Source organism: Paenibacillus sp. JCM 10914 (assembly GCF_001315105.1).
Lineage (GTDB): Bacteria > Bacillota > Bacilli > Paenibacillales > Paenibacillaceae > Paenibacillus_AQ.
Map to the genome: position 1 here is coordinate 190,181 of NZ_BAZR01000004.1, position 23,078 is coordinate 213,258.

At 50.7% G+C, this 23,078-nt stretch carries 20 protein-coding genes and 1 pseudogene; 13 read left to right on the forward strand and 8 right to left on the reverse strand.

Annotated features, from left to right (window positions below):
- Positions 1-150: 150 nt before the first annotated feature.
- The 5 genes from JCM10914_RS08165 to JCM10914_RS08185 all read left to right on the forward strand — a co-directional run bounded on the left by JCM10914_RS08165 (position 151) and on the right by JCM10914_RS08185 (position 6,108).
- Positions 151-1,563: a sodium/glutamate symporter gene (locus JCM10914_RS08165; RefSeq protein ID WP_023959460.1), complete on the forward strand. Its 1,413-nt coding sequence runs from the start codon at positions 151-153 to the stop codon at positions 1,561-1,563.
- 73 nt (positions 1,564-1,636) lie between these two features.
- Positions 1,637-2,443 carry an SDR family NAD(P)-dependent oxidoreductase gene (locus tag JCM10914_RS08170; RefSeq protein ID WP_023959462.1) on the forward strand — a complete coding sequence of 269 codons (807 nt, stop codon included), beginning with the start codon at positions 1,637-1,639 and terminating at the stop codon, positions 2,441-2,443.
- Between the two features lie 140 nt (positions 2,444-2,583).
- The gene (locus JCM10914_RS08175) at positions 2,584-2,976 is read left to right on the forward strand and encodes a VOC family protein (protein ID WP_023959464.1); all 393 of its coding nucleotides are present in this window, start codon (positions 2,584-2,586) and stop codon (positions 2,974-2,976) included.
- 162 nt (positions 2,977-3,138) lie between these two features.
- Entirely contained in the window at positions 3,139-4,548 is a 1,410-nt protein-coding gene (locus tag JCM10914_RS08180; RefSeq protein WP_023959466.1) for an MBOAT family protein, read from the forward strand.
- 18 nt (positions 4,549-4,566) lie between these two features.
- On the forward strand, positions 4,567-6,108 hold the full coding sequence (locus tag JCM10914_RS08185) for a stalk domain-containing protein (RefSeq protein ID WP_036717372.1): 1,542 nt from the start codon (positions 4,567-4,569) through the stop codon (positions 6,106-6,108).
- A gap of 67 nt (positions 6,109-6,175) precedes the next feature.
- Here JCM10914_RS08185 and JCM10914_RS08190 read toward each other — a convergent pair whose 3' ends face one another.
- Positions 6,176-7,012: a YitT family protein gene (locus JCM10914_RS08190; protein ID WP_023959470.1), complete on the reverse strand. Its 837-nt coding sequence runs from the start codon at positions 7,010-7,012 to the stop codon at positions 6,176-6,178.
- Between the two features lie 467 nt (positions 7,013-7,479).
- On the opposite strand from JCM10914_RS08190, the gene gdhA reads away from it, so the two are divergent.
- Positions 7,480-8,847 (forward strand): NADP-specific glutamate dehydrogenase, encoded by a 1,368-nt coding sequence (gene gdhA, locus JCM10914_RS08195; protein ID WP_370570226.1) that lies wholly within the window; start codon positions 7,480-7,482, stop codon positions 8,845-8,847.
- 76 nt (positions 8,848-8,923) lie between these two features.
- Here gdhA and JCM10914_RS08200 read toward each other — a convergent pair whose 3' ends face one another.
- Positions 8,924-9,904: a diaminopimelate dehydrogenase gene (locus JCM10914_RS08200; protein ID WP_023959474.1), complete on the reverse strand. Its 981-nt coding sequence runs from the start codon at positions 9,902-9,904 to the stop codon at positions 8,924-8,926.
- A gap of 215 nt (positions 9,905-10,119) precedes the next feature.
- Positions 10,120-11,448 carry a family 43 glycosylhydrolase gene (locus JCM10914_RS08205; protein WP_023959476.1) on the reverse strand — a complete coding sequence of 443 codons (1,329 nt, stop codon included), beginning with the start codon at positions 11,446-11,448 and terminating at the stop codon, positions 10,120-10,122.
- Between the two features lie 39 nt (positions 11,449-11,487).
- Between JCM10914_RS08205 and JCM10914_RS28275 the strand changes: the two genes are divergently transcribed.
- The 3 genes from JCM10914_RS28275 (at position 11,488) to JCM10914_RS08215 (ending at position 12,919) form a co-directional block, all read left to right on the forward strand.
- Positions 11,488-11,730, forward strand: coding sequence for a hypothetical protein (locus JCM10914_RS28275; protein WP_081739757.1), 243 nt, complete (start codon positions 11,488-11,490; stop codon positions 11,728-11,730).
- A 322-nt stretch (positions 11,731-12,052) separates the two neighbouring features.
- Positions 12,053-12,670 (forward strand): DUF2975 domain-containing protein, encoded by a 618-nt coding sequence (locus JCM10914_RS08210; RefSeq protein ID WP_023959478.1) that lies wholly within the window; start codon positions 12,053-12,055, stop codon positions 12,668-12,670.
- An 18-nt stretch (positions 12,671-12,688) separates the two neighbouring features.
- Positions 12,689-12,919 carry a helix-turn-helix transcriptional regulator gene (locus tag JCM10914_RS08215; protein WP_023959480.1) on the forward strand — a complete coding sequence of 77 codons (231 nt, stop codon included), beginning with the start codon at positions 12,689-12,691 and terminating at the stop codon, positions 12,917-12,919.
- Positions 12,920-13,233: 314 nt separating this feature from the next.
- Here JCM10914_RS08215 and JCM10914_RS08220 read toward each other — a convergent pair whose 3' ends face one another.
- From JCM10914_RS08220 to JCM10914_RS08235, 4 genes and pseudogenes are all read right to left on the reverse strand, one after another.
- Positions 13,234-14,070 (reverse strand): sulfurtransferase, encoded by an 837-nt coding sequence (locus tag JCM10914_RS08220; RefSeq protein ID WP_023959482.1) that lies wholly within the window; start codon positions 14,068-14,070, stop codon positions 13,234-13,236.
- Positions 14,071-14,230: 160 nt separating this feature from the next.
- A complete protein-coding gene (locus JCM10914_RS08225; protein ID WP_023959484.1) occupies positions 14,231-16,414 on the reverse strand; it encodes an acyltransferase family protein in 2,184 nt (727 codons plus the stop codon).
- A gap of 360 nt (positions 16,415-16,774) precedes the next feature.
- Positions 16,775-17,934 (reverse strand): annotated as a pseudogene (gene yhbH / locus JCM10914_RS08230) (sporulation protein YhbH).
- A 169-nt stretch (positions 17,935-18,103) separates the two neighbouring features.
- Entirely contained in the window at positions 18,104-18,532 is a 429-nt protein-coding gene (locus JCM10914_RS08235; protein ID WP_231638558.1) for a hypothetical protein, read from the reverse strand.
- 173 nt (positions 18,533-18,705) lie between these two features.
- Here JCM10914_RS08235 and JCM10914_RS08240 point away from each other — a divergent pair, with 173 nt between their 5' ends.
- Positions 18,706-19,086: a DUF423 domain-containing protein gene (locus JCM10914_RS08240; protein ID WP_036717376.1), complete on the forward strand. Its 381-nt coding sequence runs from the start codon at positions 18,706-18,708 to the stop codon at positions 19,084-19,086.
- 69 nt (positions 19,087-19,155) lie between these two features.
- Here JCM10914_RS08240 and JCM10914_RS08245 read toward each other — a convergent pair whose 3' ends face one another.
- Complete coding sequence (locus JCM10914_RS08245) at positions 19,156-19,680, reverse strand: hypothetical protein (protein WP_023959493.1); 525 nt, start codon at positions 19,678-19,680, stop codon at positions 19,156-19,158.
- Between the two features lie 233 nt (positions 19,681-19,913).
- On the opposite strand from JCM10914_RS08245, the gene JCM10914_RS08250 reads away from it, so the two are divergent.
- From JCM10914_RS08250 to atzF, 3 genes are all read left to right on the forward strand, one after another.
- Entirely contained in the window at positions 19,914-20,216 is a 303-nt protein-coding gene (locus tag JCM10914_RS08250; protein ID WP_036717379.1) for a YunC family protein, read from the forward strand.
- 283 nt (positions 20,217-20,499) lie between these two features.
- Complete coding sequence (locus JCM10914_RS08255; RefSeq protein WP_231638559.1) at positions 20,500-21,114, forward strand: cysteine hydrolase family protein; 615 nt, start codon at positions 20,500-20,502, stop codon at positions 21,112-21,114.
- A gap of 52 nt (positions 21,115-21,166) precedes the next feature.
- The gene (gene atzF / locus JCM10914_RS08260; RefSeq protein ID WP_023959499.1) at positions 21,167-22,930 is read left to right on the forward strand and encodes an allophanate hydrolase; all 1,764 of its coding nucleotides are present in this window, start codon (positions 21,167-21,169) and stop codon (positions 22,928-22,930) included.
- The last annotated feature ends 148 nt before the right edge of the window (positions 22,931-23,078 follow it).

Genomic DNA, 23,078 nt, shown 5'->3' on the forward strand with positions numbered 1-23,078 from the left:
AGGGTTACGGCTTTCTTAGGTTTATTTGCTGCTCTGGCTACACAAGCATAGAAAATTGTTTACCTCTTAGCCCAGAGCGTTAATCAGTAATAAAAGTGGAACCACAGTTTCAGTGACAAATTGACAACGAGATGAGGAGGAATGGCTTGGATGTCCCCTGAACAGATTGGCATGAGTATATTGATCATTGGTTTTGCGCTGCTGGTTGGTAAATGGATTCGAACATGGGTCAAGCCTTTTCAGAAATGGTTTATTCCAACGTCGATCATTACCGGTCTGTTATTGTTGCTGCTTGGCGAGGAAGTGCTGGGTGCCATTGTCCGTAACGTTGGCTCAGAGGAAGCGTTGCTCGCTAATGGCTTATTTCCTGAATTTATGCTGGAGGTATGGGGGACCTTACCCGGGCTGTTGATTACCGTGATCTTTGCAAGTCTCTTTCTTGGTAAAGAAATTCCTGGTGTCAAGAAAATATGGGAGATTGCTGGGCCGCAGCTGACCTTCGGCCAGATGATGGCCTGGGGACAATACGTTCTGGGCATTTTGCTCGCTGTGCTGGTGCTGGTGCCGCTGTTCGATATGCCGCCCGAAGTGGGCGCCTTGATTGAAATCGCTTTCGAAGGCGGGCATGGGACCGCAGCAGGGTTATCGGGAACATTCGAGCAAGTGGGATTTGAAGAGGGGACTGACCTGGCGCTCGGCTTGGCGACCGTAAGCATGCTAAGCGGTGTCTTGATCTGCATCTTTCTGATCAATTGGGGAGCAAGGAACAAGCGTGCAGAGCAGATTCAGATGCCGGATGACATGTCGTCGGAAGAATTAACGGGCATTGTGCCTGCGAAAGAACAGGAATCAGCGGGCAAGCTGACGACCAGACCGGAATCAATCGAGACGTTATCGCTTCATATCGGCTTCGTTGCACTCTCGATTCTGATCGGCTATTTGGTGCTGGAAGGCTTCGTATGGCTGGAGCAGGCTACATGGGGACAAGTCTCCGAGATGGAATTCATGTCATTCGTGCCTCTGTTTACGTTTGCCATGCTGGGCAGCGTGCTTGTTCAGGTCGTGCTTGCCCGTCTTGGCAAAAGCTCGCTCATCAACCGCGGCCTTATCCTTCGCATTCAAGGCCTCGCCTTGGATTTTCTGATCATTAGCGCACTCGGTACACTCTCGCTGTCCGTAATCGGGGACAATCTCATCCCGTTTCTAATGATTGCGGCAGTGGGACTCGCTTGGAGTGTGTTCACTTTCATGGTACTTGCCCCGCGCATGATTCCCAAACATTGGTTCGAGCGAGGAATGGCTGATCTCGGGCAATCGCTCGGGATGACAGCCACGGGCTTGCTCATGCTGAGAATCGTGGATGGTGACAACCGAACCGGTTCTGTTGAGAGCTTCGGTTATAAGCAATTGCTGTTCGAGCCGATACTTGGAGGCGGTCTGTTTACGGCCCTCTCGGTGCCGTTGATCTTTCAATTCGGTCCGTATGCGGTGCTGATCGGGACATCGTTGTTGACAGTAGGCTGGTTAGCCCTGGGCTTGTTCTATTTCGGTAGAAAAAAATAACGGGTAGACGCAAGTTTCCATAAAAAGTTGAATGGTGAATCTTTGATTGCTGCTGACAGGGTGTCATGATTTAATGGAACTACATGAAGAACATGAAGGGATGGAGATCATACACATGCAGCAGCCTAATTTCAGCATTCAGGGTAAAATCGCAATCGTAACCGGAGCAAGTAAAGGCATCGGTTATGGATTGGCTCAAGCGTTGGCAGCGGCAGGGGCAAAGGTGGCTGTCATGGCCCGGAGCAAGGATGCGTTGAATCAACTCGTCGCTGAAATATCCGAGGCTGGGGGAGAAGCCAAAGCGTACGAACTGGATGTTCGCAATGTCGAGCAAATCGGAGCGGTCTTTCGCCAGGTAGCCGCGGATTTTGGCCGATTGGATATCGTGGTCAACAACGCCGGTTTAGGCGAAGGAATGCTGGCCGAAGACATTACGGAAGATTATTGGGACGAGATGATGGATGTAAACTTGAAGGGTGTGTTCTTCTGTTGTCAGGCGGCGGGAAGGATCATGCTTGAACAAGGTTATGGGAAAATTGTAAACGTCAGCTCCCAGGTGAGTGTAGTGGGAATCACCGAAGGTGCAGCATATTGTGCCTCCAAAGGCGGCGTGAATCAGTTAACGAAGGTACTGGCGCTAGAATGGTCCAGTCGTGGCGTGAACATTAATGCCGTCGGACCTACCTTCATTCATACGCCAGGGACGGCCGAGCGATTGGATTCACCCGATTTCAGGGATGGGGTATTAGCCCGAATTCCGGCCGGACGAATTGGAAGCATTGGAGATGTGGCAGGGGCCGTCATTTATCTGGCATCGCCAGCCGCGGACCTCGTAACGGGTACATTGCTGCTTGTGGATGGCGGCTGGACGGCACACTAAGGTTCGGCTTACGACATTTGAAAGGGGGGACCGCATGGATAGCGGTCTCTTTTCTTTTAGAACGTAGCAATTCAGAAGAAAGATAACTCGTCGGCATAAGTTATACTGAATCATAAAGATACTAAAAGGAGGATCACACGATGATTACATCAGCCATTCAAGTTACGCTATTCGTTAAAGACATGGAAGCCTCCAAAACCTACTATACGGAGAAATTGGGGTTTGATGTTGTTGCAGAGGAGGAGTTCGCACCAGGCTGGCGTTATCTAACCGTTGCACCGCACCGGAATAACGAGACGGTACTTGAGTTAGTTCAAGCGGATACACCTAATACGGAAGCCTTAATTGGCAAGCAAGCTGCCGATCAAGTGCTTATTATGTTTGCGTCGAATGATATCGACAACGATTATCGGGAGCTAAAAGCAAGAGGGGTCGTATTTCACGGAGAACCGAAGTCGGTTCCAGGCGGCAAAGGTGTTGGATTTGAGGATTTAGATGGGAATCAGTTCGATTTATATCAGGCGATACGATAAATGCCCAGGTACCATCCGACTTCAGAACAAGCTTAAGATCAAGCTAAAAAAAGCATAAATCAGCGGTGTGTTGTATGGTATTATCTAGAAATCGCCACTGCAAAAAGTGACATATACCGAAGCATAGCGACAGTATAGAAAGTCGGGGGTGCCTACTTAGGCATGTTGTTTAATTCCTATCCTTTTATTTTTGTATTTCTACCGATTACAATCATCGTTTACTTCGCACTGAATAAATTCCGTTATGGGCTGGCGGCGAAATGTTGGCTTGCATTGTCCTCGCTCTTCTTCTATAGCTGGTGGAACATCAGCTACCTTCCACTTCTCTTAGGTTCCATCGCCTTTAACTATTCGATCGGAAGATTGCTCCAAGCACGTCGGAACCCGCCAGGACAGGAGGCTAACCAAGGTAGACAAGGTGCCAAGAGCATCTTGATGCTAGGGATATCCGGGAATGTGCTGCTGCTCATTTATTATAAATACGCCGACTTCCTCCTCGTAAATATCGGCGAGGCTGTCGGCTTCGAAGTGACGCTGCTTAATCTGGTGCTGCCGCTGGGGATCAGCTTTTTTACGTTTACCCAGATCGCGTATTTAGTTGATGCTTATAAGGGAAAAGCGCGTGAATACAACATCATCAATTACGTGCTGTTCGTTACCTTTTATCCGCACCTCATCGCCGGCCCGATACTGCATCATGGGGAGATGATGCCGCAGTTCGACCGAATACGCTCCAAGCTATGGGATTGGGGGAATGCAGCCAGTGGCGTCTTTATTTTCTGCATCGGATTATTCAAAAAAGTGGTGATCGCCGATTCGGTTGCCATTTATGCCAACGCCGGATTTGATACAGCCAGCGGGTTTGTGGATTCATGGATTGCCGCATTATCCTACACGTTCCAGCTCTATTTCGATTTCAGCGGGTACACGGATATGGCGATCGGGGCTGCGCTGCTATTCAATATTCGACTGCCGCAAAATTTCAACTCACCCTATAAGGCACTCAATATCCAGGATTTCTGGCGACGGTGGCATATGACGCTGAGCCGTTTCTTACGTGATTATATCTATATTCCGCTTGGCGGCAACCGCCGTGGCGAAATGATCATGCTGCGCAATCTGATGCTGACGTTTCTGATTGGTGGATTATGGCATGGGGCGGGATGGACCTTCTTGTTCTGGGGACTGCTGCACGGAGTGGGGCAAGTGATACATCGTTTATGGGGCAGGCTTGGCGTACGGATGCCGCGTGCGCTGGCCTGGTTCATTACCTTTGTCTTCATCACGGTCACCTGGGTATTCTTCCGGGCGGAGAATTGGGCGCAGGCCATGCGTCTGTTGAAGGGAATGGCCGGGATGTCGGGCCTGCAACTGCACCTGAATGGGGCCATGGTAGAGTCGATAGCCTGGATTCTACTGTTGATGCCGATCGTGCTGTTCTCCCGCAATTCCTCGGAGCTTACCGTATCCTTCCGTCCGAATATGAGACAAGCCGCCCTATGCGCAGTCCTGTTCGTGGTCTCGCTCATGTATATCACGCGAATTAGTGAGTTTCTCTATTTCAATTTTTAGGAAAGGCGGCATCATGCCATGTCTATGACCTCACCTTCCACCAAGTCGACACCCACGGCCAACTCTCTTGGGGTATCCTCAAGTCCGGCCCGTAACAAACGACGTTCCGGACGTAGAATGATTCTGCAATTTTTCATTCTGTCTGTAGTATTTGCCGTGTTGGTTGGCGGACTGACTTATGTGCTTGATCCGCTTCAATATTACCGTAAGTCTACCTGGTACTCTCCCGTGTTTACGAGCGAGCAGCGGTATCAGAATCCGGGTCTGGTTCGTAATTACTCGTATGATACGATTATTTTGGGAACCTCCATGACCGAGAATTTTCTGCCGTCAGTCGTAGGCGAGGCGCTTGGCGGACAAGCGATCAAGCTGTCGATGCGGGGCTCGACCGCGGATGAACAATACAAGATTGCTTCATTGGCCTTGGAAACCGGCAAGGTGAAGAAGGTATTGTGGGGACTGGATTATTTTGCGTTGAAGGACCCTGATGAGGGAGCAGATGCTTTTTTTCCTGCATATTTGTATGACGATAAATGGTGGAATGACTATCCGTATTGGTTCAGTTACTCGGCTTATGAGAATTTTGCCAAGGGCATGCTGAAGCAGCTCAGTGGACAGCCAGGGCAAGATATCGAGCATTTGTATAGCTGGCATTATGGAACCAAGTATGGGAGTAAGGAAGTGCTCCAGGCCTATGATCGTGCTCGAAATACGGAGTATTACTTCGGGGTGAACGAGGAGCCGATGGAGCGGGTACAGGATCATTTCAATACGTATGTCTTGTCATTAGTCGAGCGTTACCCTGACGTTGAGTTCATAGTCTATTACCCGCCGTACAGCATCCTGCGCCAGAAGTTGTGGCTTGATACGAATCCAGCTCGTTATCATAATCAGTTGGAGATGAAGACTTGGATGTTCGAGCAGTTTAACCGGTATGAGAATACGCAGGTGTATGATTTTCAAGCGGAGTCTGATTGGACATATGACTTTACGCAGTTCAAGGATCTGTCGCATCATTCGCAGGACATCAATTCGAGAATTGCCCGCGCTATCGGTGAAGAAGATGAACGTTACAAGGTAACGGTCGATAACGTTGCGGCGCTGACTGAGCGCTTGGCGAAGCAAGTGAACACGGTGATGATTGCAGGGGATGAAGCACGAAGCGTGGAGGTATTGCTCGGTGAGGGCGGGAATCCTCAAGTCTTCAGCAGCGTAACATTACCGGATAAGGAAGAACTGATGGTTCCTGTTAAAGAATTCGCTTCTCTAACGGGGATCACAACCGCTGTAGATCGGGGGAAGCTCATTCTGTCTGGCAAGGGGCCAGTTGTGGAGATGGTCGTCGATTCCAAGCGTATCATGGTGTCAAAGAGCAAAGAAGACCGGATACATGGCATCGCCAAGTCCGAAATGACGCTTGCACATCACCCTTATATTGCGGGTGGAAAGACGATGATTCCATTAGTGGCTACAGCCGGCATCCTCGGATATGAGATCCAGATTCGAAATCCAGCTCCGTACACCTATCAGTACGTGTTGTCTCTTCCGCTACGCCAGTAATACATGGGTAAAACAAAAAGATCGAGATCAGGCGAGTGTCGCGGATCTCGATCTTTTTTTGCTGCACTTACTTGGATATATCAATGAATCCTTCCCCAAACACGTCACGCACATCATGAATGGTGACAAAGGCATGCTTGTCCTCGGCACGAACGATCTTCTTCAGCATCGATACTTCCTGCTTGCTAATGACGATGTATAGCACATCCTTGGTCTGACCCGTGTAGTAGCCGTAACCGCGAAGCACGGTTACCCCACGGTCCATAATCTCCGTCACGCGGATGGCGATTCGGTCATGATGGGTGGAGATAATCGTGACCGCCTTCTTGGGATTGAGGCCTTCGATAATAAATTCCATCGCTTTCGTTCCGATGTACAGAATGACGATGGTGAACATCAGATTCTCAATTCCGATGACAAAGATCGAGAATCCGGCCACGATGAGGTCGAAGAATAGCAGAGCATAACTGATATTCCAGTCCCAGAATTTATGGGCCAGTTTCGCGAGGATGGTCGTGCCCGCAGTCGTACCGCCAACTCTGACAATCAAACCGATGCCGCCGCCGGCCAAGAGCCCGGCAAAGATCGCATTAATTACCGGCTCACTGGAGGTGATCTCCCAGTTCTCGGTCAAGTGGAGGAAGAGCGCGTTGAACGCGACGGCGATGATCGTATAGACCGTCGTTTTTCTATCCAGCAGTCTGTAGCCAATAATAAGTAATATCCCATTGATAATGACACTGACTAATGCGGGTGACCACTTGAATAAATAAAAAAGAATGATAGAGATACCGGTAACGCCGCCCTCCCCGAAGTCATTTGGGATGACAAACAGATTGACCGCGAGTGCGAACAGAAAGGCACCGATCAACAGCATCATCATGTCGTATAGTCTTTTTCTCATGCATATTCCTCCAAAACGCGCGTGCAAGCTCACAAAAAAAGCGATTAAAGGAAAAATGCATCCTTTAATCGCTATATGCAAACGTGGGTTGCTCAGCTCTTTTAATATCCCTATTATAAATGACCGTAACCGATTCTGTAAATGATTTAAAATGATTGGGAATAACCGCCATAAGGGGAGGAGTGAATTTCCTCCTGCATCCACGCCGAAAGGGCAGCAATAACGGGGAATCTTACACGTCTTGAGAGATATATCAAATTATTTAATGGGAACGCAAAAAACTTTTTATTGGCAATCGGAGGCAATCCTTTATAAAATACTTTTTAAATCATTCAAGCGTACAAATTTTTATCAGATTTATGCAAATCAAATATGAAGTTGAGTCTATGTTTTATGTGAATTTATCCATTCGCACATCATAAGACTTTAACGATTTGAAGGAGTGCATCGAGAAAGTGAGTGTTCCCATTTCAGAATCATCAGCCGCGTTGGCCGCACAAAATTACGTAGAATCCATCTATGGGCAAGTGGTGTCAAGAAATCCGAATGAACCGGAATTCCATCAAGCGGTCCAAGAATTTCTACATTCCCTCGTTCCGGTATTGACGGAACATCCCAAGTATCAGGAGCATGGCATCCTGGAGAGACTGGTTGAGCCGGAACGCATGGTTTCCTTCCGGGTACCTTGGGTGGACGATCGAGGACAAGTGCAGGTCAATCGCGGCTTCCGCGTCCAGTTCAACAGTACGCTCGGTCCTTATAAGGGCGGCATTCGATTCCATCCGTCAGTGTACGGCGGTATCGTCAAATTTCTGGGTTTTGAGCAAATTTTCAAAAATTCTTTGACAGGCTTGCCGATCGGCGGCGGCAAGGGAGGATCCGACTTTGATCCCAAGGGTCGGTCCGAACAAGAAGTGATGCGCTTTACGCAGAGCTTCATGACGGAGTTGTACCGGCATATCGGACCCGATGCTGATGTCCCTGCCGGAGACATTGGCGTTGGCGCCAGGGAGATCGGCTACATGTTCGGTCAATATAAGCGAATCCGGGGCGGCCACGAGGCCGGCATCCTGACCGGCAAAGGCGTACTGTACGGCGGTAGTCTGGGACGGACGGAAGCGACCGGTTATGGCTGCGTATACTTCGTGCAGGAGATGTTGGCGGCTAAAGGATCGTCATTCGACGGGAAGCGGGTAATCGTATCGGGTTCCGGGAACGTGTCCGTTTATGCGATGGAGAAAGCTCAGCAGCTAGGCGCCCATGTTATTGCCTGCAGCGATTCCAACGGATACATTTACGATCCGGACGGCATATCGGTTGAAATCGTCAAGCAGTTGAAGGAACGGGATCGTCTGCGCATCAGCGAGTACGTGAAGTTTCGTCCAGGCGCGATCTACCAGGAAGGCTGCTCGGGGATTTGGCAACTGCCGTGCGACATTGCGCTCCCTTGCGCCACGCAGAACGAACTGGATCTGGAAGCTGCGCAAACGTTGCTGCGTAACGGCGTTCAGGCGATCGGGGAAGGCGCCAACATGCCATGCACGTTGGAGGCAATGGAATTCTTCGTCGAACGCGGCGTCTCATTCGGTCCTGCCAAAGCCGCTAATGCCGGTGGGGTAGCTGTCTCGGCGCTCGAGATGAGCCAGAACAGCATGCGTTTGTCCTGGACGTTCGAAGAGGTGGATGCGAAACTGCAGGAAATCATGAAGAACATCTATACAAGGAGCGTTCAAGCTGCGGATGAGTACGGTGTCAGTGGCAATCTGGTCGCCGGAGCCAATATTGCGGGGTTCCTGAAAGTTGCCGACGCGATGATCGCCCAAGGCATCGTTTAATAAGCATAACGAAGAGGCTGTCCGATAACGGACAGCCTCTGGCGTTTAGAGCATATTGGATGAGGAGAGGGAAGCTTTACAGCAGCTCCCGCCGAAGTTCTTCCGCCGATTTGGGCGAAAGGTACCCCAGTGGAATATCGAACACGGTCTTTGCGCCTTGATGCCCTTCGCTGCTGAGTCGGTGTGCGGCTCTGGCGTAGGCAACGAGAACGCTGGCTGTGAATTCGGGATTGCTGTCGAGCTTCAGGCCGAATTCGACGATTTGCTGATTTCCGCTTCCGGTCTTTCCGCTGCGGATAACGAAACCGCCGTGCGGCATGCCGGCATGTCCGCTCTCGAGCTCTTCCTGCGTAATGAAAGTGACCGTGGTGTCGTAATCAGCGAAGTAGTTCGGCATTTCGACGATCGTCTTCCGGATTTGCTCCCGGTCCGCGCTTTCTTCGGCGACAACGAAGCAATCCCTGCGATGCTTCTCGCGTGTGGCGAGCTCCGGCGTCTCGCCGGAACGAATGCGGTTGATGACCTCATCGACGGGAACGGTGTACTGCACGCCCGCCTTCACGCCAGGTACGCGGCGTATAGCGTCGGAATGGCCCTGGCTGACGCCTTTGCCCCAGAACGTGTAGTCGCGGCCCTCAGGCAGAATCGCTTCGGCGAGCAGCCGGTTCATCGAGAACAGACCTGGATCCCAGCCGGTCGAAATCACGCTGACGTGTCCGCTGCCCGTCGCCGCTTTGTTCACGGTTTGGAAAAACTCAGGGATTTTGGCGTGAGTGTCAAAGCTGTCCACCGTATTGAACAGGCTAGCGATCTGCGGGGTTTGCTCCGGCAGATCCGTCGCCGAGCCGCCGCACAGGATCATGACGTCGATCTTGCCGATATATTGCTCAGCTGCGGATATATGCTCGAACTTCGTGTCGGAGCTCGGCATTTGCTGCGGATCGCGGCGCGTAAAGATCGCTACGAGCTCCGTGTCGGGATTTTGTGCAATGGCTTTCTGGACACCCTTGCCCAGGTTGCCGTAACCTACGATTCCTACTTTGATGGATGTGTTCATTGTAATCCTCCTTCTGCCAGACCATGCTGTCGGCAATCAAATATGTAGTGCGGTTGCTATAAGGTATAAGTATATATACATTACACTAAGTGTAAACTAGTTTTGTTTGCAATGCTAGGCAAGAGTGTGCGGGAAACCGAAAAAAACCGTTTCAAACCCGGTGCTGCCAAGGTTTGAAGCGGTTTGGCTTACGAGTCTTGTAGGCTGAGAGAGGCCTACGGTTTCAAAGAAACGATGACGCGCGACACATTGGCGCCACCCATGCCGCCGGAGAGGCGGATCGTGTTCTGGCTGCCTGGATTCAAGTCGATTAGACGGCTGGTCCGGCCGGTTTGGTTCCCCCAGCCGCCCGTCCCAGGGAGTGAGAGGAAATAACCGTCGCCGGCGGTATCGCCGCTGGCGTCTACCTTAAACGCCGCGCCGCTGTCGCCTGATCCATAAAGCACCGTGACGAGCGCTTTACCGCCACTGCCGCCGTTGATGCCGCTCAACTCGATGAACGAACCGGAATGATGCATGTTCTCGATCACGCCGCCCGAGCGGGTGGCTCCGCCGCCGATGGTGACGTTGTTACCGTCCATGGCATATTCCGTCTGCTGCGTGTATTCGTCGTAGTTTTCGTTAATCAAATCATAGTACTTGATTTCCGTAGCGTGCGAGCGGGGACCCACCGCCGGTACACCATCGACGGTCTGCGTGACCTTCTGGATGCTGCCGTCTGCATTGAAATACAAGCGATCCACGTTGACCGAGCGCAGCGTGCCGTTGCCTGACATTTCGGCATTGTGGTAGAACATGTACCAGTTCCCCTTGAATTCCACGATGGAGCCGTGCGTCGTCTCGCTGTCCTTGACGGGATCCAGAATGATGCCGCGGTTGACCCAAGGTCCCAGCGGATTGGTGCTGGTCGCGTACCGCATCCGGTTCGCACCGGGATGGTTGTCGGAATACATGAGGTAGTAAAGACCGTTGCGCTTGAAGACCCATGAGGCTTCGTGGAAATCCTCCAGCTCGTTAAATTGCTGGAGCGGCCCGCCAAGCGACATCATGTCGGTAGCCAGTTTGGCGCCGTAGCTTCTTCCACCGCCGCCTCCGTAGAGGTAGTAGGATCCGTCGTCATCGCGAAAGACGGCCGGATCGATAAAGCTGTTGCCGGGCAACCCTTCAATATAACCTTGGACCGTGAAATCCGCTGCAGGCTGATCGCTGGTGGCTACCCCGATCTTCCAAGTCTCGTTCCAGTTCGATCCGCTAGGATGAGGGAAATAGAAGTAATAAGTGCCGTCCTTGTAAGCCGCGTCCGGCGCCCACATGAAGCCGCCTTCCGCCCGGCCCCACGGCACGTCATCCGCACGCAAGATCTCGCCTTCGTCCACCCAGTCCACCATGTTGTCCGAAGAGAAGACGTGATATTTATCCATTAAATCGCTGCCTCTGGAAGGAAAGATATCGTGCGAGGCATAGACGTAGATGCGTCCGTCCTCCCACACGTGCGCCGAAGGATCGGCGGTGAAGATACTGGTGAAGATCGGATTGCCCGACATGGTGACGTCGGCCGAAGCCTGAGAAGGGGGATGCTTCCGATGGACAACAGCAACAGGCCTGACAAGGCCATTCCTAACCACTTTTTTTTCATTAACGTACCTCCTCAAAATTATAAATCTAGCGAATGGATTGCGTTTCGCTTGAGCCTGTCTGTCCGAGAACTTGACTCACCTCCTGAAGTTAGAATGGGAAAAATAGGAATAGTAGTATTCGTTTTTAGTCTAGCTGCATGTAAGCGCTTTTATAATAAGGTATTCTTAATTTATGCATTGCATTTATAGCTCAACGCCGCCATAGTCCCAACAACAAGAACCCACGTTCCAACGCTGCCCTACCTTTTCCCGTCTTTGATCAAATTGCTGCGTACGTGATCCAGTGGCTTCGCATGTCCTCGTCTAACTTCACAGTTAGCGATGACGGATTAACGAGCGACAGCTCCGGTGCCATGCGATCCGTGTACACCTTCCCATCCTAAAAGCAACTCATTTTGACAGATCTATCACTAATGGTTATTATTTAATGTTTATCATTAAATAATTATTGCTTTTCGTGAATTAATTACTTAATATATAGTTATAAGTTCTCAAGAAAAGGAGATCGCGCATGAACGGAATCGAATTCAAAGCCAAACCTGGCTTCAACAGAATGCACACTGCGCTTCTGATCGGATACTGGGGAGGAATCGGGTTGCTTGTTGCTCTCATCTGCTTCAATTTATGGATCGGAATGAAGCCCCAGGAGTTGTTCTCTGCAGTGAAGGGAATCGCGCACTGGTCCTTTTCGGTACCGTTATCGGATACGGTGACAAAGAGCGTCATGGTTCCTTTCACTTATTTTCAGCCGATCAATCCCGACATGTTCGATGCCAAGAACGCGTATCTGGTCGTCAGCTTGACCAACACCGTGCTTGCCTTCTGTGCCTACATCTACTCGATCGGCCAGATTCGCTATATAATAGGAAGCATACTTAGTGGAAACAGTCCGTTTAGCCTGGCGAATGCCGCCCGTCTGAGAAGGCTGGGAATCGTCGTTATCCTGTATTCTTTACTGGCGAAGCTCATTCTCAATATTCTGATCTGCCTGTTCGTTACTCGCATCTTCTCAATCAATTTGGGCGGTATCTCTTTAATCGGAATTATCATCGGCATACTAGTTCTGTTCGTCTCCGAGATTTTCAAGTACGGCGCTCTTCTGCAGGAAGAGCATGATTCGACTTTATGAGAATGGAGACTGATGATAGTGCCGATTATTATACGTCTGGACCGGGTTCTGGCCGACAAAAAAATGAAATTGAATGACCTGGCCGACAAGGTAGGGATCTCGAACGTCAATCTGTCCAATCTGAAGACGGGGAAAGTAAAGGCGATCCGGTTCTCCACCTTGGAAGCGATCTGCGAAATTCTGGACTGTCAGCCGGGAGACATTCTGGAATTTGTTCCCGCCGATAGTGACAGCTGTGAAAACGATTGAAGGGGGCCTATCCTCCCTTCAATCGTTTTTATGGCATGCTTATCTTAGGACTACTTGATACTTGATTCACGGCAAGCCGGGGATGCCGATGCCATTCAGCACCCCCTGTCCCGATTGTCCGCATGTGGTTGGCTCCAGGGTTTCTACAACTGCTTTCCTCCCAGCATCTCGCCAGAAGACCGCCAGTGAAAATATTTTCGTGCTCCGAGTGTTAGGCGAGTGTTGAGTTTTCGGCCCTTCGAGAGGTTCTGATGTAGGGTACACCGACATAGCCCCAACAATAAGAACCCGCGCTGGACGCGGGCTCTCGGTTTTTACTCTTCCCCTATTGCAATCGGATTCTCGCTGTACGAGATCCAATCGCTCCAACTGCCCGCATACAGTCTCACATGGCGATAACCGGCTTCTCCCAGCGCTAGTACATTGGGACAGGCGGAGACCCCGGAGCCGCAATACACAACGATGTCGGCATCGTGCGGAATAGCGGTGAAATGCGCGAGCAGGGCATCCGCTTGCTTCCAGTGACCTGACGCATCGTGAACGCCTTTCCAGAAGTAGTTGACGGCGCCTGGAACATGCCCGGCCTTCTTGTCAAGCGGCTCCTCGATGCCGGCGTAACGCCGTGGTTCACGTGAATCGATGAGTACGGAGGAACCCTCCGCCGAAGCTTTTTGCACATCCTCCATATGGACCACCATATCGGATTTAAGCTGCAATTCATAGGATACCGGAATAACGACAGGCTGTTCATTCGTAACGGGATAAGAAGCGTTCTCCCAAGCCGTAAAGCCTTCGTCCATCACGTACACCTGTTCATGACCCGCGTATTTCAGCAGCCACCACAATCTGCTGGCCATGGCGCCGCCTTGATCATCATAGACGACCACGCGCGAGTCATTGGCAATACCAGAGCGGCCGAGACGCTGGACAAGTTGCTTCATGTCAGGTAGCGGATGTCTGCCGCCATGGGTGGTGACAGTAGAGGAGAGATCCTGTTCCAGATCAAGATAGACCGCACGAGGAATATGAGCTTCCTCGTAAGCGGCTCTGCCGCTGTCAGGCTGCCCGAGGATGAAACGGCAATCCACGATGATAAGATCCGGCTCGTAGAGTCTCGCGAGCAGCCATTTCATACTAACGATATGTTTCATATAAAGAGGACACCGCCTTTTATGATTAGTGTAAGGTCTGTATTTGAATACTCGAATTATATCATATTGCTATGCTTGATTACGTATATAAGTAAAGAGCCGTCCCTCTCATAATGGAGAGAGGACGGCATGGGAATGAAGTCTTATGAGTACATGCAATCTATTTTTTCATGGCTTGGATTAGCAATGACGTATAGGCTTTTGCACCCTCTGGCTCCAGATGAACTCGATCCGCCCTGAAAAATTCCGGATGCCCTTTACTGGCAGAGTACCAGTCCACGAGCGTGACCTTGGGATGGGCGCTGGCTGCCTTCGCCAGCAATTCGTTTACGCTCTGCTCCCAGTCGCGGGGAACGCGGCTGTTCACTAACAAGATCTGATCCGCGCCTTCCAATGTATTCAGGAGGGAGTCCAGGTCTTTGGACAAGAAAGTTCCATTTGTGCCTAAGGCAATGATAACCACTCCACCGTCGATTCGGTTCTGCTGCTTCAATGCAGGCATAAGTTCTGCGGCTTGCCGCATTTGGCGGCCAATCACCGCATCGATATGAATACCGGGCAGTGCTGTCTCCAGAAACGGCGTGACGCCGAGCATCACTGAGTCACCAATTGCAGTTATATTTGAGCCGCTATGAGTATCCGCCGCTGGTGGATGCTTGGAATCGGAAGACGGGGGATGTTCCGTCTGTGCTGGCCGATCGCTCTCAGGCTTGTGTAACTCGGAGCTAGCCCCATCAACGGGTGGCAGGTCGTCTTTCTCTACCTCTGACGCGATGGGCTCTGTATCCTCGATCGGATGGGATGAGGTGTTGTCAGCGGACGTTTCCTGAGAAGGTGAAGGATTACCTTCTACCGTTTCAATGCCGGTGTCATTCGTTGGTATCGATTCATCATCCGGGTTAGGCTTATCTACAGCTGGATCCTTGGCGTTGATGGGCGGGACATCAACGGTTACATTAGCGGCCGCGTCCCCATTCCGATTCGCCTCACTTGGCGATGTCGCATGGTCATGTTCATTCAGATCTGGAGGTTTCACCTCGGAGACAACTGAGTTCTCCCCAAGATCCTCAAGCGTCACAGGCTCATCAATATTCAATATGGCCGCCAAGCTTCCGACTGTCTTAGCATCGGACACGCTGCTCATCATCCCCGTACAGAAGATGCCGATCATCATAAGCGAGCTTAGGGATATTAACCATCCTCTGATCGAGATCGTGGCTGGCTGGTGTCGTCCGCGATGAAGTTTGGCCCGCAGTTTGTTTAATCCCCCATGTCTGATCGGTTCCTCGACGAAGGTCCAGGACAGTGATGCGAGCAGCAGGCTAAGTCCAATTTGCCAAACGACGAGCAGCCAACCTGTCTGCGCGGTAGGTGAAGAAGACGCGGTTAGAATCATGACCGGATAATGCCACAGATAAATTCCATAGGAACGAACGCCGAGCCATAATAACGGCTTCCAGCTTAACAGCCGATTGATCGGCGCGGCCGGGTGAGCCAGAACGGCGACCAAGACTGCGGCGACAATGGAGAAGAGCAGCATGCCGCCTTGATACAGAAACGGATCATAACGATCGGTCTGCCACATCATGAAGAGAATGATGGCTAGTGCGGTGATCCCGGCTATGGACAAGCCGCGCTTTGCCGCGGGCGATACATTCACAGAAAGCTTGCGGCTGGGCCAGACGATGGCAAGCGCGGCGCCGATAAGTAAGCCGAATGCCCGGGTATCCGTACCGTAATAGACTCGGCTTGGATCTCCTCCAGGCTGGTACAACAAGCCCATGGCGAGCGCAGATGCAAGCGCTCCTAGCATGATGACGATGAACAGCGAGCCACGGCGCGGAAATAGCTTGAGACCGATCATCATGATCAGCGGCCACAACAGGTAGAATTGTTCTTCTACTGCGAGAGACCAGAAGTGCCCGAGTGGAGAAGGGGGACCGAAAGCCTCGAAATACGACTTCTGCTCATAAATAAACTGCCAATTGCTTATGTAAGTAATAGCCCCCAGTACCTCGCCCCGAAGGGAAACAAGCCGTGAACGATCAAACAACGTAACCCAGACGACAACAAGGAGCAGCATGACCAGCATCGCCGGGAGCAATCGCCGAAACCTTCGTATCCAGAAATCTTTTAGATCGATTCGGCGCTCGTGCTGCCATTGTGCAGCCAGAATATCGGTTATCAGATAACCCGATAATACGAAAAACAAGCTGACCCCGAGAAACCCGCCGCCGGCAAAACCGAAATTCCAGTGGTATCCCATCACACCGATTAAAGCCAGTGCACGCAACCCGTCAAGGCCGGGCATGTAACGAGATTGAGGTTTATCCGATACAGGCATCGGTTATTCCCCCTCTCGGATGAGCGCTTGGAATATCTCCTTGTGATAATCGATGCCACGACGTGTAGTGCATATTCTCAAACGTCTGGGTGTCGTATGTACGATGCGTCATTTGGAACATGTGGTTACCTTCCCTTTCCCTATCGAGAGAAACCGTGCATATGAGTGTCGATTCCTGCAAGTTTCTGCATCAAGATGTCATAGCTAAATACTAGCATCGCGAGAAAATCAGAAGGTGACAAAAAAATGAACCCGAGGCTACATTGTGATGTCAATAAAAAGACAGATTTTTCACTTGAAATCGCAACAAAGAGGAGGGCAAGGCCTCCTCTGTGATCTTGGCGTTACGTTAGACGGCATTTAGGCAGGCGCACCCTCGCGTTTACGGAAAAAGGTTTTGAGTGCTTCGTATACCTCGCCCTTGTCCTTGATGATATGGTACATGAAATGATCGAGCTTGATGTTCTTGTAAGCGGACATTAAGGTGCTGCTGCGATTGTATTGGTTCACTTCGCCATAGCCGAACATATTGCTCACTTTGAGCAATTCTCCGATTAGCTTGACGCAGCGGTCGTTGTCTGAGGTCAGATTATCACCGTCCGAGAAGTGGAACGGGTAGATATTATATTTGGCAGGAGGGTAACGGTGGTTGATAATGTCCAGCGCCTTCTGATATGCGGACGAGCAGATCGTGCCGCCGCTTTCGCCACGCGTGAAGAACTCCTCTTCGGTCACTTCCTTGGCCTCGGTATGATGGGCTATGAACACGATGTCAACCTTCTCGTATTGTCTGCGCAGAAAGCGCGTCATCCAGAAGAAAAAACTGCGTGCGCAATATTTTTCAAATGAACCCATACTCCCCGAAGTATCCATCATCGCAATAATAACGGCATTGGATTCAGGAATAACCGTCTCATCCCAGGTCTTGTAGCGCAGATCATCCGGCTGATACCATGTATACCGGGATTCCCGTCCCTGGCATTGCGCCGCAGATTTTCAAGGATCGTCCGCTTCTTGTCGATATTGGACATGATCCCTTTCTTGCGGATGTCGTTGAATACGATGGACTGCGTTTCGATCTGTTCCTTATCCTTGGGCTGCAGCAGCGGAAGCTCAAGTTCCTCGAACAGCATATTCTCCAATTCATCCATGCTGACTTCGGTCTCCACGATATCTTGGCCGGCCTGATCGCCTGCGGACTCTCCCTTACCTGGTTTGGCTGAAGCGGGATCGCGTCCGAGAACGTCGCCAACCTGGCTGTCGCCGTCTCCTTGGCCGACATGCTTCTGTTTCTGATAGTTGTAGATGAATCGATATTCGTCTAAACTTCGGATCGGGACTTTGATGATCTGCTTGCCATCGGATAGAATGATATTCTCCTCGGTAATGAGGTCGGGCAGGTTGCGCTTGATCACTTCACGGATTTTATGCTGATGACGTACCTGATCCTGATAGCCTTTACGGTGCAGCGACCAGTCTTCACGGGATACGACAAACGACAGGTTATCTTGATTTTGCATGGACAGTCACCTCCCAAGTGCAGCCTTGACACGGATGCCGTCTTTTTTCGGCTGTAGTATATCATTATATTCGGGAGAAAGTGTGATATGTGAGTGCGAATTCATCTATGGAATGAAAAAGACGCCTCACCCGCGAGTGTCGCAGGCAAAGCGTCGTTTCATACGAAGATCACCCCGTCAATACGAAGAGGAACATCGCACCGATCATGACGAGCACGATCCCATTGGCAATCGTCGCGATGACAGACATCGCGCGTTTACGCAGCTTGGAGAAGCATCCGGCGATACCCAGAATCAGTCCGGTAACATTAATGATCATTACGAGGAAAAATACGGCCGCGAGCGTTGTCATCGCTTCGAGGGTCTGCTGATCCGGATTGAAGATGGGACCGTCCTCTGTCATATACGGCTCGATCATCGTGGTACCCATGGCGCCAAGCAGAATGTAGCCAATCAATGTGACTAGCGATAGAATGAAGGAAGCGATGCCTAATCGGGAATGCTTGCGATCTTCGGGCGGGATGAAGGTAGTCGCAGGTTTACTCTTCGGTACTGCAGGTTGATCCTCGGAAGAGGATGAAGTTGATTGTTGATCCATGTACATTAATCGCTCCTAACTTGGATTCGTCTCTATTTATTCTTCACAAAACCGTCGCAAAAATCAAGTCTGTAGCGGTTTCCTGCGAGTGGAAAAGCAGCGTCCGTTCCGGTACACTAACATGTAGGAAGGCATGCGGACCGTTGTGTCCATTGATAAAGGGGTTGAGGGCTTTGAGTCGTACGTTTATAGCATGGGGTTCTATTTTAATGGCACTGTCTGTAGCGATTGGTGCTTTCGGGGCTCATATGCTCGAAGGCAAAATCACGGCACACGAGTTAACGATTTATGAGACAGGAGTCCAATACCATATGATTCACGGGATCGCGGTGTTGGTTGCCGGCATTCTCGCCAAGGTATACGGTGACTCTCGCAAGCTGTTTTGGGCGGGAACCTTATTCATCGCAGGAACGCTTATCTTCTCGGGAAGTCTTTACATCCTAAGCGTGTCCGGAATCAAGTGGCTAGGTGCTATCACTCCGATCGGCGGTGTCGCTTTTATCGTGGGTTGGCTGATGCTGTTGTCCACGGCCTTATCTAAGAAGACTGTTTAAAAGAGAAACGGCTCCGCTGATCCCTGTAGCGCAAGGGAGGCGGAGCTGTTTTTGTAGTTGATCCTGAAATCAGCTGACGCTGAATTCGTCGATCTCGTTGAGTCTAAAGGTATACACTTGTTTCTCGTCTACATGGTAAACATTAACGAGAAAGTTATTCTCGTCGTAGTTCAGGATACGGCATGGCAAGCTGGTCTGCTTGCCATGACGGTTGGTGGTAAGGCGCACAAGACGGTTATCTTGGCTGTATAGTTTAATCCATTCAAAGGGGTCGTTCCCGGCAGTAATGGTGTTATTAACGTGCTTCTTCTCTTCTGTTTGAAGGACGGCAGGTAATGGTGCTGCCTTCTCCTTCAGGGAGGCTGACATCTTTTGAGAAGCTTTGTTAATAACAGATTTCTTCTTGGCTTGAATCAAAGTGTTAATGATCTCCCCAAGTTCCATTCCGGATTTCACCCGAAAATCGATCACTTCGGCCTTGTCGTTCAACATTTCCAGCAGGTATTGCAAAGCCAGTGCGTTGGAGGAACTCTTAACCAGAATATCAACGTTGAATAAAAAGCCGTTATCGTTGGTGACGGGAATTGTGTTCATAGCTTTTATCTTTCACCAGCTTTCACATTTGTTTCTATAGACTCAAATATACCATATTTTTCAGATTTTCATAGTCCTAATGTCATGTATATTTCATGAATCCGCGAGGATTCTCACGACGTTGGCCCCATAATCATCCCAGCGTGGTCTTGTTGAATCAGCGACATTCGCACCATGTTAGCGCTCAGGGAATACATATAATCTTAAAGAACAGAAGAGGAGGTTGTGTACGATTGGTTAATTTACTGCCTATCGAAATCGGGGGTCACACCGTTATGGGGGTTGAGGTTAAACTTCCGAAAACTACGCTGTTGGCCGTATATACCTCAAGAGGATATATCATGTGCGGCGCGCTGGATGTTGGATTATTGAATGAGCAGCTTGCAGATCGAAAGATCATCGCAGGCAGAGCCGTCGGTGTGCGTACATGGGAGCAACTTCTGGAGGCCCCGCTGGAATCCGTTACACTCGAGGCCGAGAAATGGGGCATTCATCCCGGTCTTGCAGGCAAGGACGCAATCATACGGATGTTATAATGACGATCAAGTCAAAGGCAATCCACCCGGATTGTCTTTTTTACATATAGAACGTGTATACCCAGTGGTTATGTTCGTGGCACAATCCGGAACTGGTTTTTTTGTGAGGGTAACACAATGACTTCCTTTCTATCGATGTTATATAATGTTACAAAGTAATTCGAAATGGTAACATATAGCTGACATAAGAGGAGTGGGAGATGATGTTGATACAAGCCAGTCCATATGCATTCCCATATGACGGTGATTTGCGCGTTGATAATACAGCTTGATGATCATTGACATGCAGACTGATTTTTGTGGGAGCGGCGGTTATGTTGACCGCATGGGATATGATCTGTCCTTAACCCGTAGGACGATTGAGCCGATTAAACGGCTGCTTGATACGGTTCGTGCCTTGAATGGCTTTACGATCATTCACACTCGCGAAGGTCATAAGCCTGATCTGTCGGATCTTCCGGATAACAAACGTTGGCGCAGCAAACAGATCGGCGCTGAGATTGGCTCGGAGGGTCCTAACGGCAAGATCCTCGTTCGCGGTGAAGCGGGCTGGAACATAATTGAAGAGCTGGCGCCGCAGCCGGGAGAGATCATCGTCGATAAGCCAGGGAAAGGGAGCTTTTATGCAACCGACCTTGACTTGATTCTGCGCAACCGGGGCATCCGCAACATTATTTTGACAGGGATCACGACGGACGTATGCGTGCATACCACGATGCGTGAGGCGAACGACCGCGGATACGAATGCTTGATCTTGGAGGATTGTACCGGAGCAACGGATCATGGCAATCACTTGGCCGCATTGAATATGGTGAAGATGCAGGGCGGCGTGTTCGGAAGCGTATCGGATTCCAACCATGTCATTGCTGCTCTGCGTTCGATGGCAGCTGACGCATAATAATATCAATCTTGTTGCATAGGCAGCGGCAAGTCGCGAGGAGGATGCAAGGATGGGCAGTAGAATACCCGAGAAGCTTACGGTGCCATGGATCAGAAAGGCATATCTGAGCGGTGAGGTTACGCCGGAAGATATCATTCGTACGATCATTGATCGCGCCGATCACTCGGCAGAGATGAACATCTGGATTACCCCGCCTAGAATGGAGAGAATTCGCCCCTATCTGGAACGCCTAGCTCATATGAATCCTGATACGTGCGAATTGTGGGGTGTCCCGTTCGCCATTAAAGACAATATCGATCTGGCTGGAGTCCCTACAACGGCAGGCTGTCCGGATTATCAATACGTACCGAAGGAGCATGCCGCCGTAGTGGCGAAGCTGCTGGAAGCCGGTGCGATTCCGGTAGGGAAAACGAATTTGGATCAGTTCGCCACCGGCTTGGTAGGAACGCGCAGTCCGTATGGGGAGACGCATAACGCCTTGAACAGCGATCTGATCAGCGGAGGGTCCAGTTCCGGCTCTGCGGTGGCAGTGGCTATGGGACAAGCCGTATTCGCATTAGGTACCGATACCGCAGGATCGGGCCGAGTACCTGCTGCGCTGAACGGTATCGTGGGTTATAAGCCGCGTGTTGGAGCATGGTCCACTGTCGGGGTTGTGCCTGCATGTGCAAGCCTGGATTGCGTGACGGTATTTACCCATGAACTGCTAGAAGCGAGGATCGTTGATCGGATCGTGCGAGGGTATGATGACCTGGATCCCTGGTCCATTCCGACCATCCCTGATGATTGCATATCGCCAGGAAGCGTATGTCTTCCTTCGGAGCCGCCAAGCTTCTTCGGACCGTACCAAGCGTCTTACGAGCTTGCCTGGCAGGAGACGGTGCGGAGGATCGAAAGCTCAGGCCTCAATGTACGATATGTGGATACCAACTTGTTCATGCAGGCTGCATCGCTGCTATACGATGGTCCGTTTGTCGAGGAGCGCTGGGCAGGGCTGGGGGCGTTCATCGAGTCGAATCCGGGGCGACTGCATCCGGTAACGGAATCGGTTCTCCGTTCTGGCTCCGCCGCCAATTATAATGGCGCTTCCGTGTTTCGGGCGATGCATACCCTCCAGTCCTTGAAGAGGGAGGCGCGAAAACTGCTCGGAGATTCGGTGTTAATTCTTCCGACAACAGGCGGGACGTGGAGTCGAGACGAAATTAGGCAGAGTCCGATTGCACGTAATAGCGACCTTGGCCAATACACGAATCATTGCAACCTACTGGATATGAGTGCAGTGGCTGTCCCGGCGGTGGAAGCAGAAGCAGGGCTCCCGTTCGGCATTTCCTTGTTTGCTCTGGCCGAGTATGAGGGGATAGAGCTTGCAACGGCAGACTTCCTGCGGCAGAGCCTGATCAGCCCTGCGCCTGCCGGAAGGGAAGAAATGGTGCAAGTTGCTGTATGCGGCCTTCACATGAGAGGTTATCCGCTGGAACGGCAGATGCATGAGCACGATGCAACATTCGTGAGAGAGGACCGTACGGCGGCCCAGTATCAATTGTTGAAATTAGCTACAGAACCAGCAAAACCCGGCCTCATTCGCGTTGAACATGGGGGGACTTCATTAGAACTTGAAGTATGGGAGATGCCAAGCAAGCTATTTGGCCAATTTGTCTCTCTAGTCCCAGCACCGCTTGCCATTGGGAAAGTAGAATTGCAGGACGGATCGCTGGTCACCGGCTTTATCTGTGAAGCGTATGTTCGTGCGGATGAAGCGAATGAGGATATTACAGCATTAGGCGGATGGCGTGCGTTACCTATTCTGTCATAGACTCTTGACATGAATTGATAGCAGCAGGTTCCGATGAATTAAGGATCGATTAAGAAGGATAAGCATTCCTGAATCATGATCTGAAGGATCGTGTGTGGGAATGCTTTTCTTTTTTACATACTGATACATAACGTTATGGTGTAATGCA

What these genes read in the sequence shown, in the direction of transcription:
- JCM10914_RS08245 (WP_023959493.1), bottom strand. Translation starts at nt 19,680, where the DNA reads ATGAACACAATTCCCGTCACCAACGATAACGGCTTTTTATTCAACGTT.
- JCM10914_RS08255 (WP_231638559.1), top strand. Translation starts at nt 20,500, where the DNA reads ATGCAGACTGATTTTTGTGGGAGCGGCGGTTATGTTGACCGCATGGGA.
- JCM10914_RS08220 (WP_023959482.1), bottom strand. Translation starts at nt 14,070, where the DNA reads ATGAAACATATCGTTAGTATGAAATGGCTGCTCGCGAGACTCTACGAG.
- JCM10914_RS08225 (WP_023959484.1), bottom strand. Translation starts at nt 16,414, where the DNA reads ATGCCTGTATCGGATAAACCTCAATCTCGTTACATGCCCGGCCTTGAC.
- atzF (WP_023959499.1), top strand. Translation starts at nt 21,167, where the DNA reads ATGGGCAGTAGAATACCCGAGAAGCTTACGGTGCCATGGATCAGAAAG.
- JCM10914_RS08210 (WP_023959478.1), top strand. Translation starts at nt 12,053, where the DNA reads ATGAACGGAATCGAATTCAAAGCCAAACCTGGCTTCAACAGAATGCAC.
- JCM10914_RS08185 (WP_036717372.1), top strand. Translation starts at nt 4,567, where the DNA reads ATGTCTATGACCTCACCTTCCACCAAGTCGACACCCACGGCCAACTCT.
- JCM10914_RS08190 (WP_023959470.1), bottom strand. Translation starts at nt 7,012, where the DNA reads ATGAGAAAAAGACTATACGACATGATGATGCTGTTGATCGGTGCCTTT.
- JCM10914_RS08200 (WP_023959474.1), bottom strand. Translation starts at nt 9,904, where the DNA reads ATGAACACATCCATCAAAGTAGGAATCGTAGGTTACGGCAACCTGGGC.
- JCM10914_RS08205 (WP_023959476.1), bottom strand. Translation starts at nt 11,448, where the DNA reads ATGTCGGGCAATCCGATCTTCACCAGTATCTTCACCGCCGATCCTTCG.
- JCM10914_RS08180 (WP_023959466.1), top strand. Translation starts at nt 3,139, where the DNA reads ATGTTGTTTAATTCCTATCCTTTTATTTTTGTATTTCTACCGATTACA.
- JCM10914_RS08170 (WP_023959462.1), top strand. Translation starts at nt 1,637, where the DNA reads ATGGAACTACATGAAGAACATGAAGGGATGGAGATCATACACATGCAG.
- JCM10914_RS08175 (WP_023959464.1), top strand. Translation starts at nt 2,584, where the DNA reads ATGATTACATCAGCCATTCAAGTTACGCTATTCGTTAAAGACATGGAA.
- JCM10914_RS08165 (WP_023959460.1), top strand. Translation starts at nt 151, where the DNA reads ATGTCCCCTGAACAGATTGGCATGAGTATATTGATCATTGGTTTTGCG.
- JCM10914_RS28275 (WP_081739757.1), top strand. Translation starts at nt 11,488, where the DNA reads ATGGACAACAGCAACAGGCCTGACAAGGCCATTCCTAACCACTTTTTT.
- JCM10914_RS08235 (WP_231638558.1), bottom strand. Translation starts at nt 18,532, where the DNA reads ATGGATCAACAATCAACTTCATCCTCTTCCGAGGATCAACCTGCAGTA.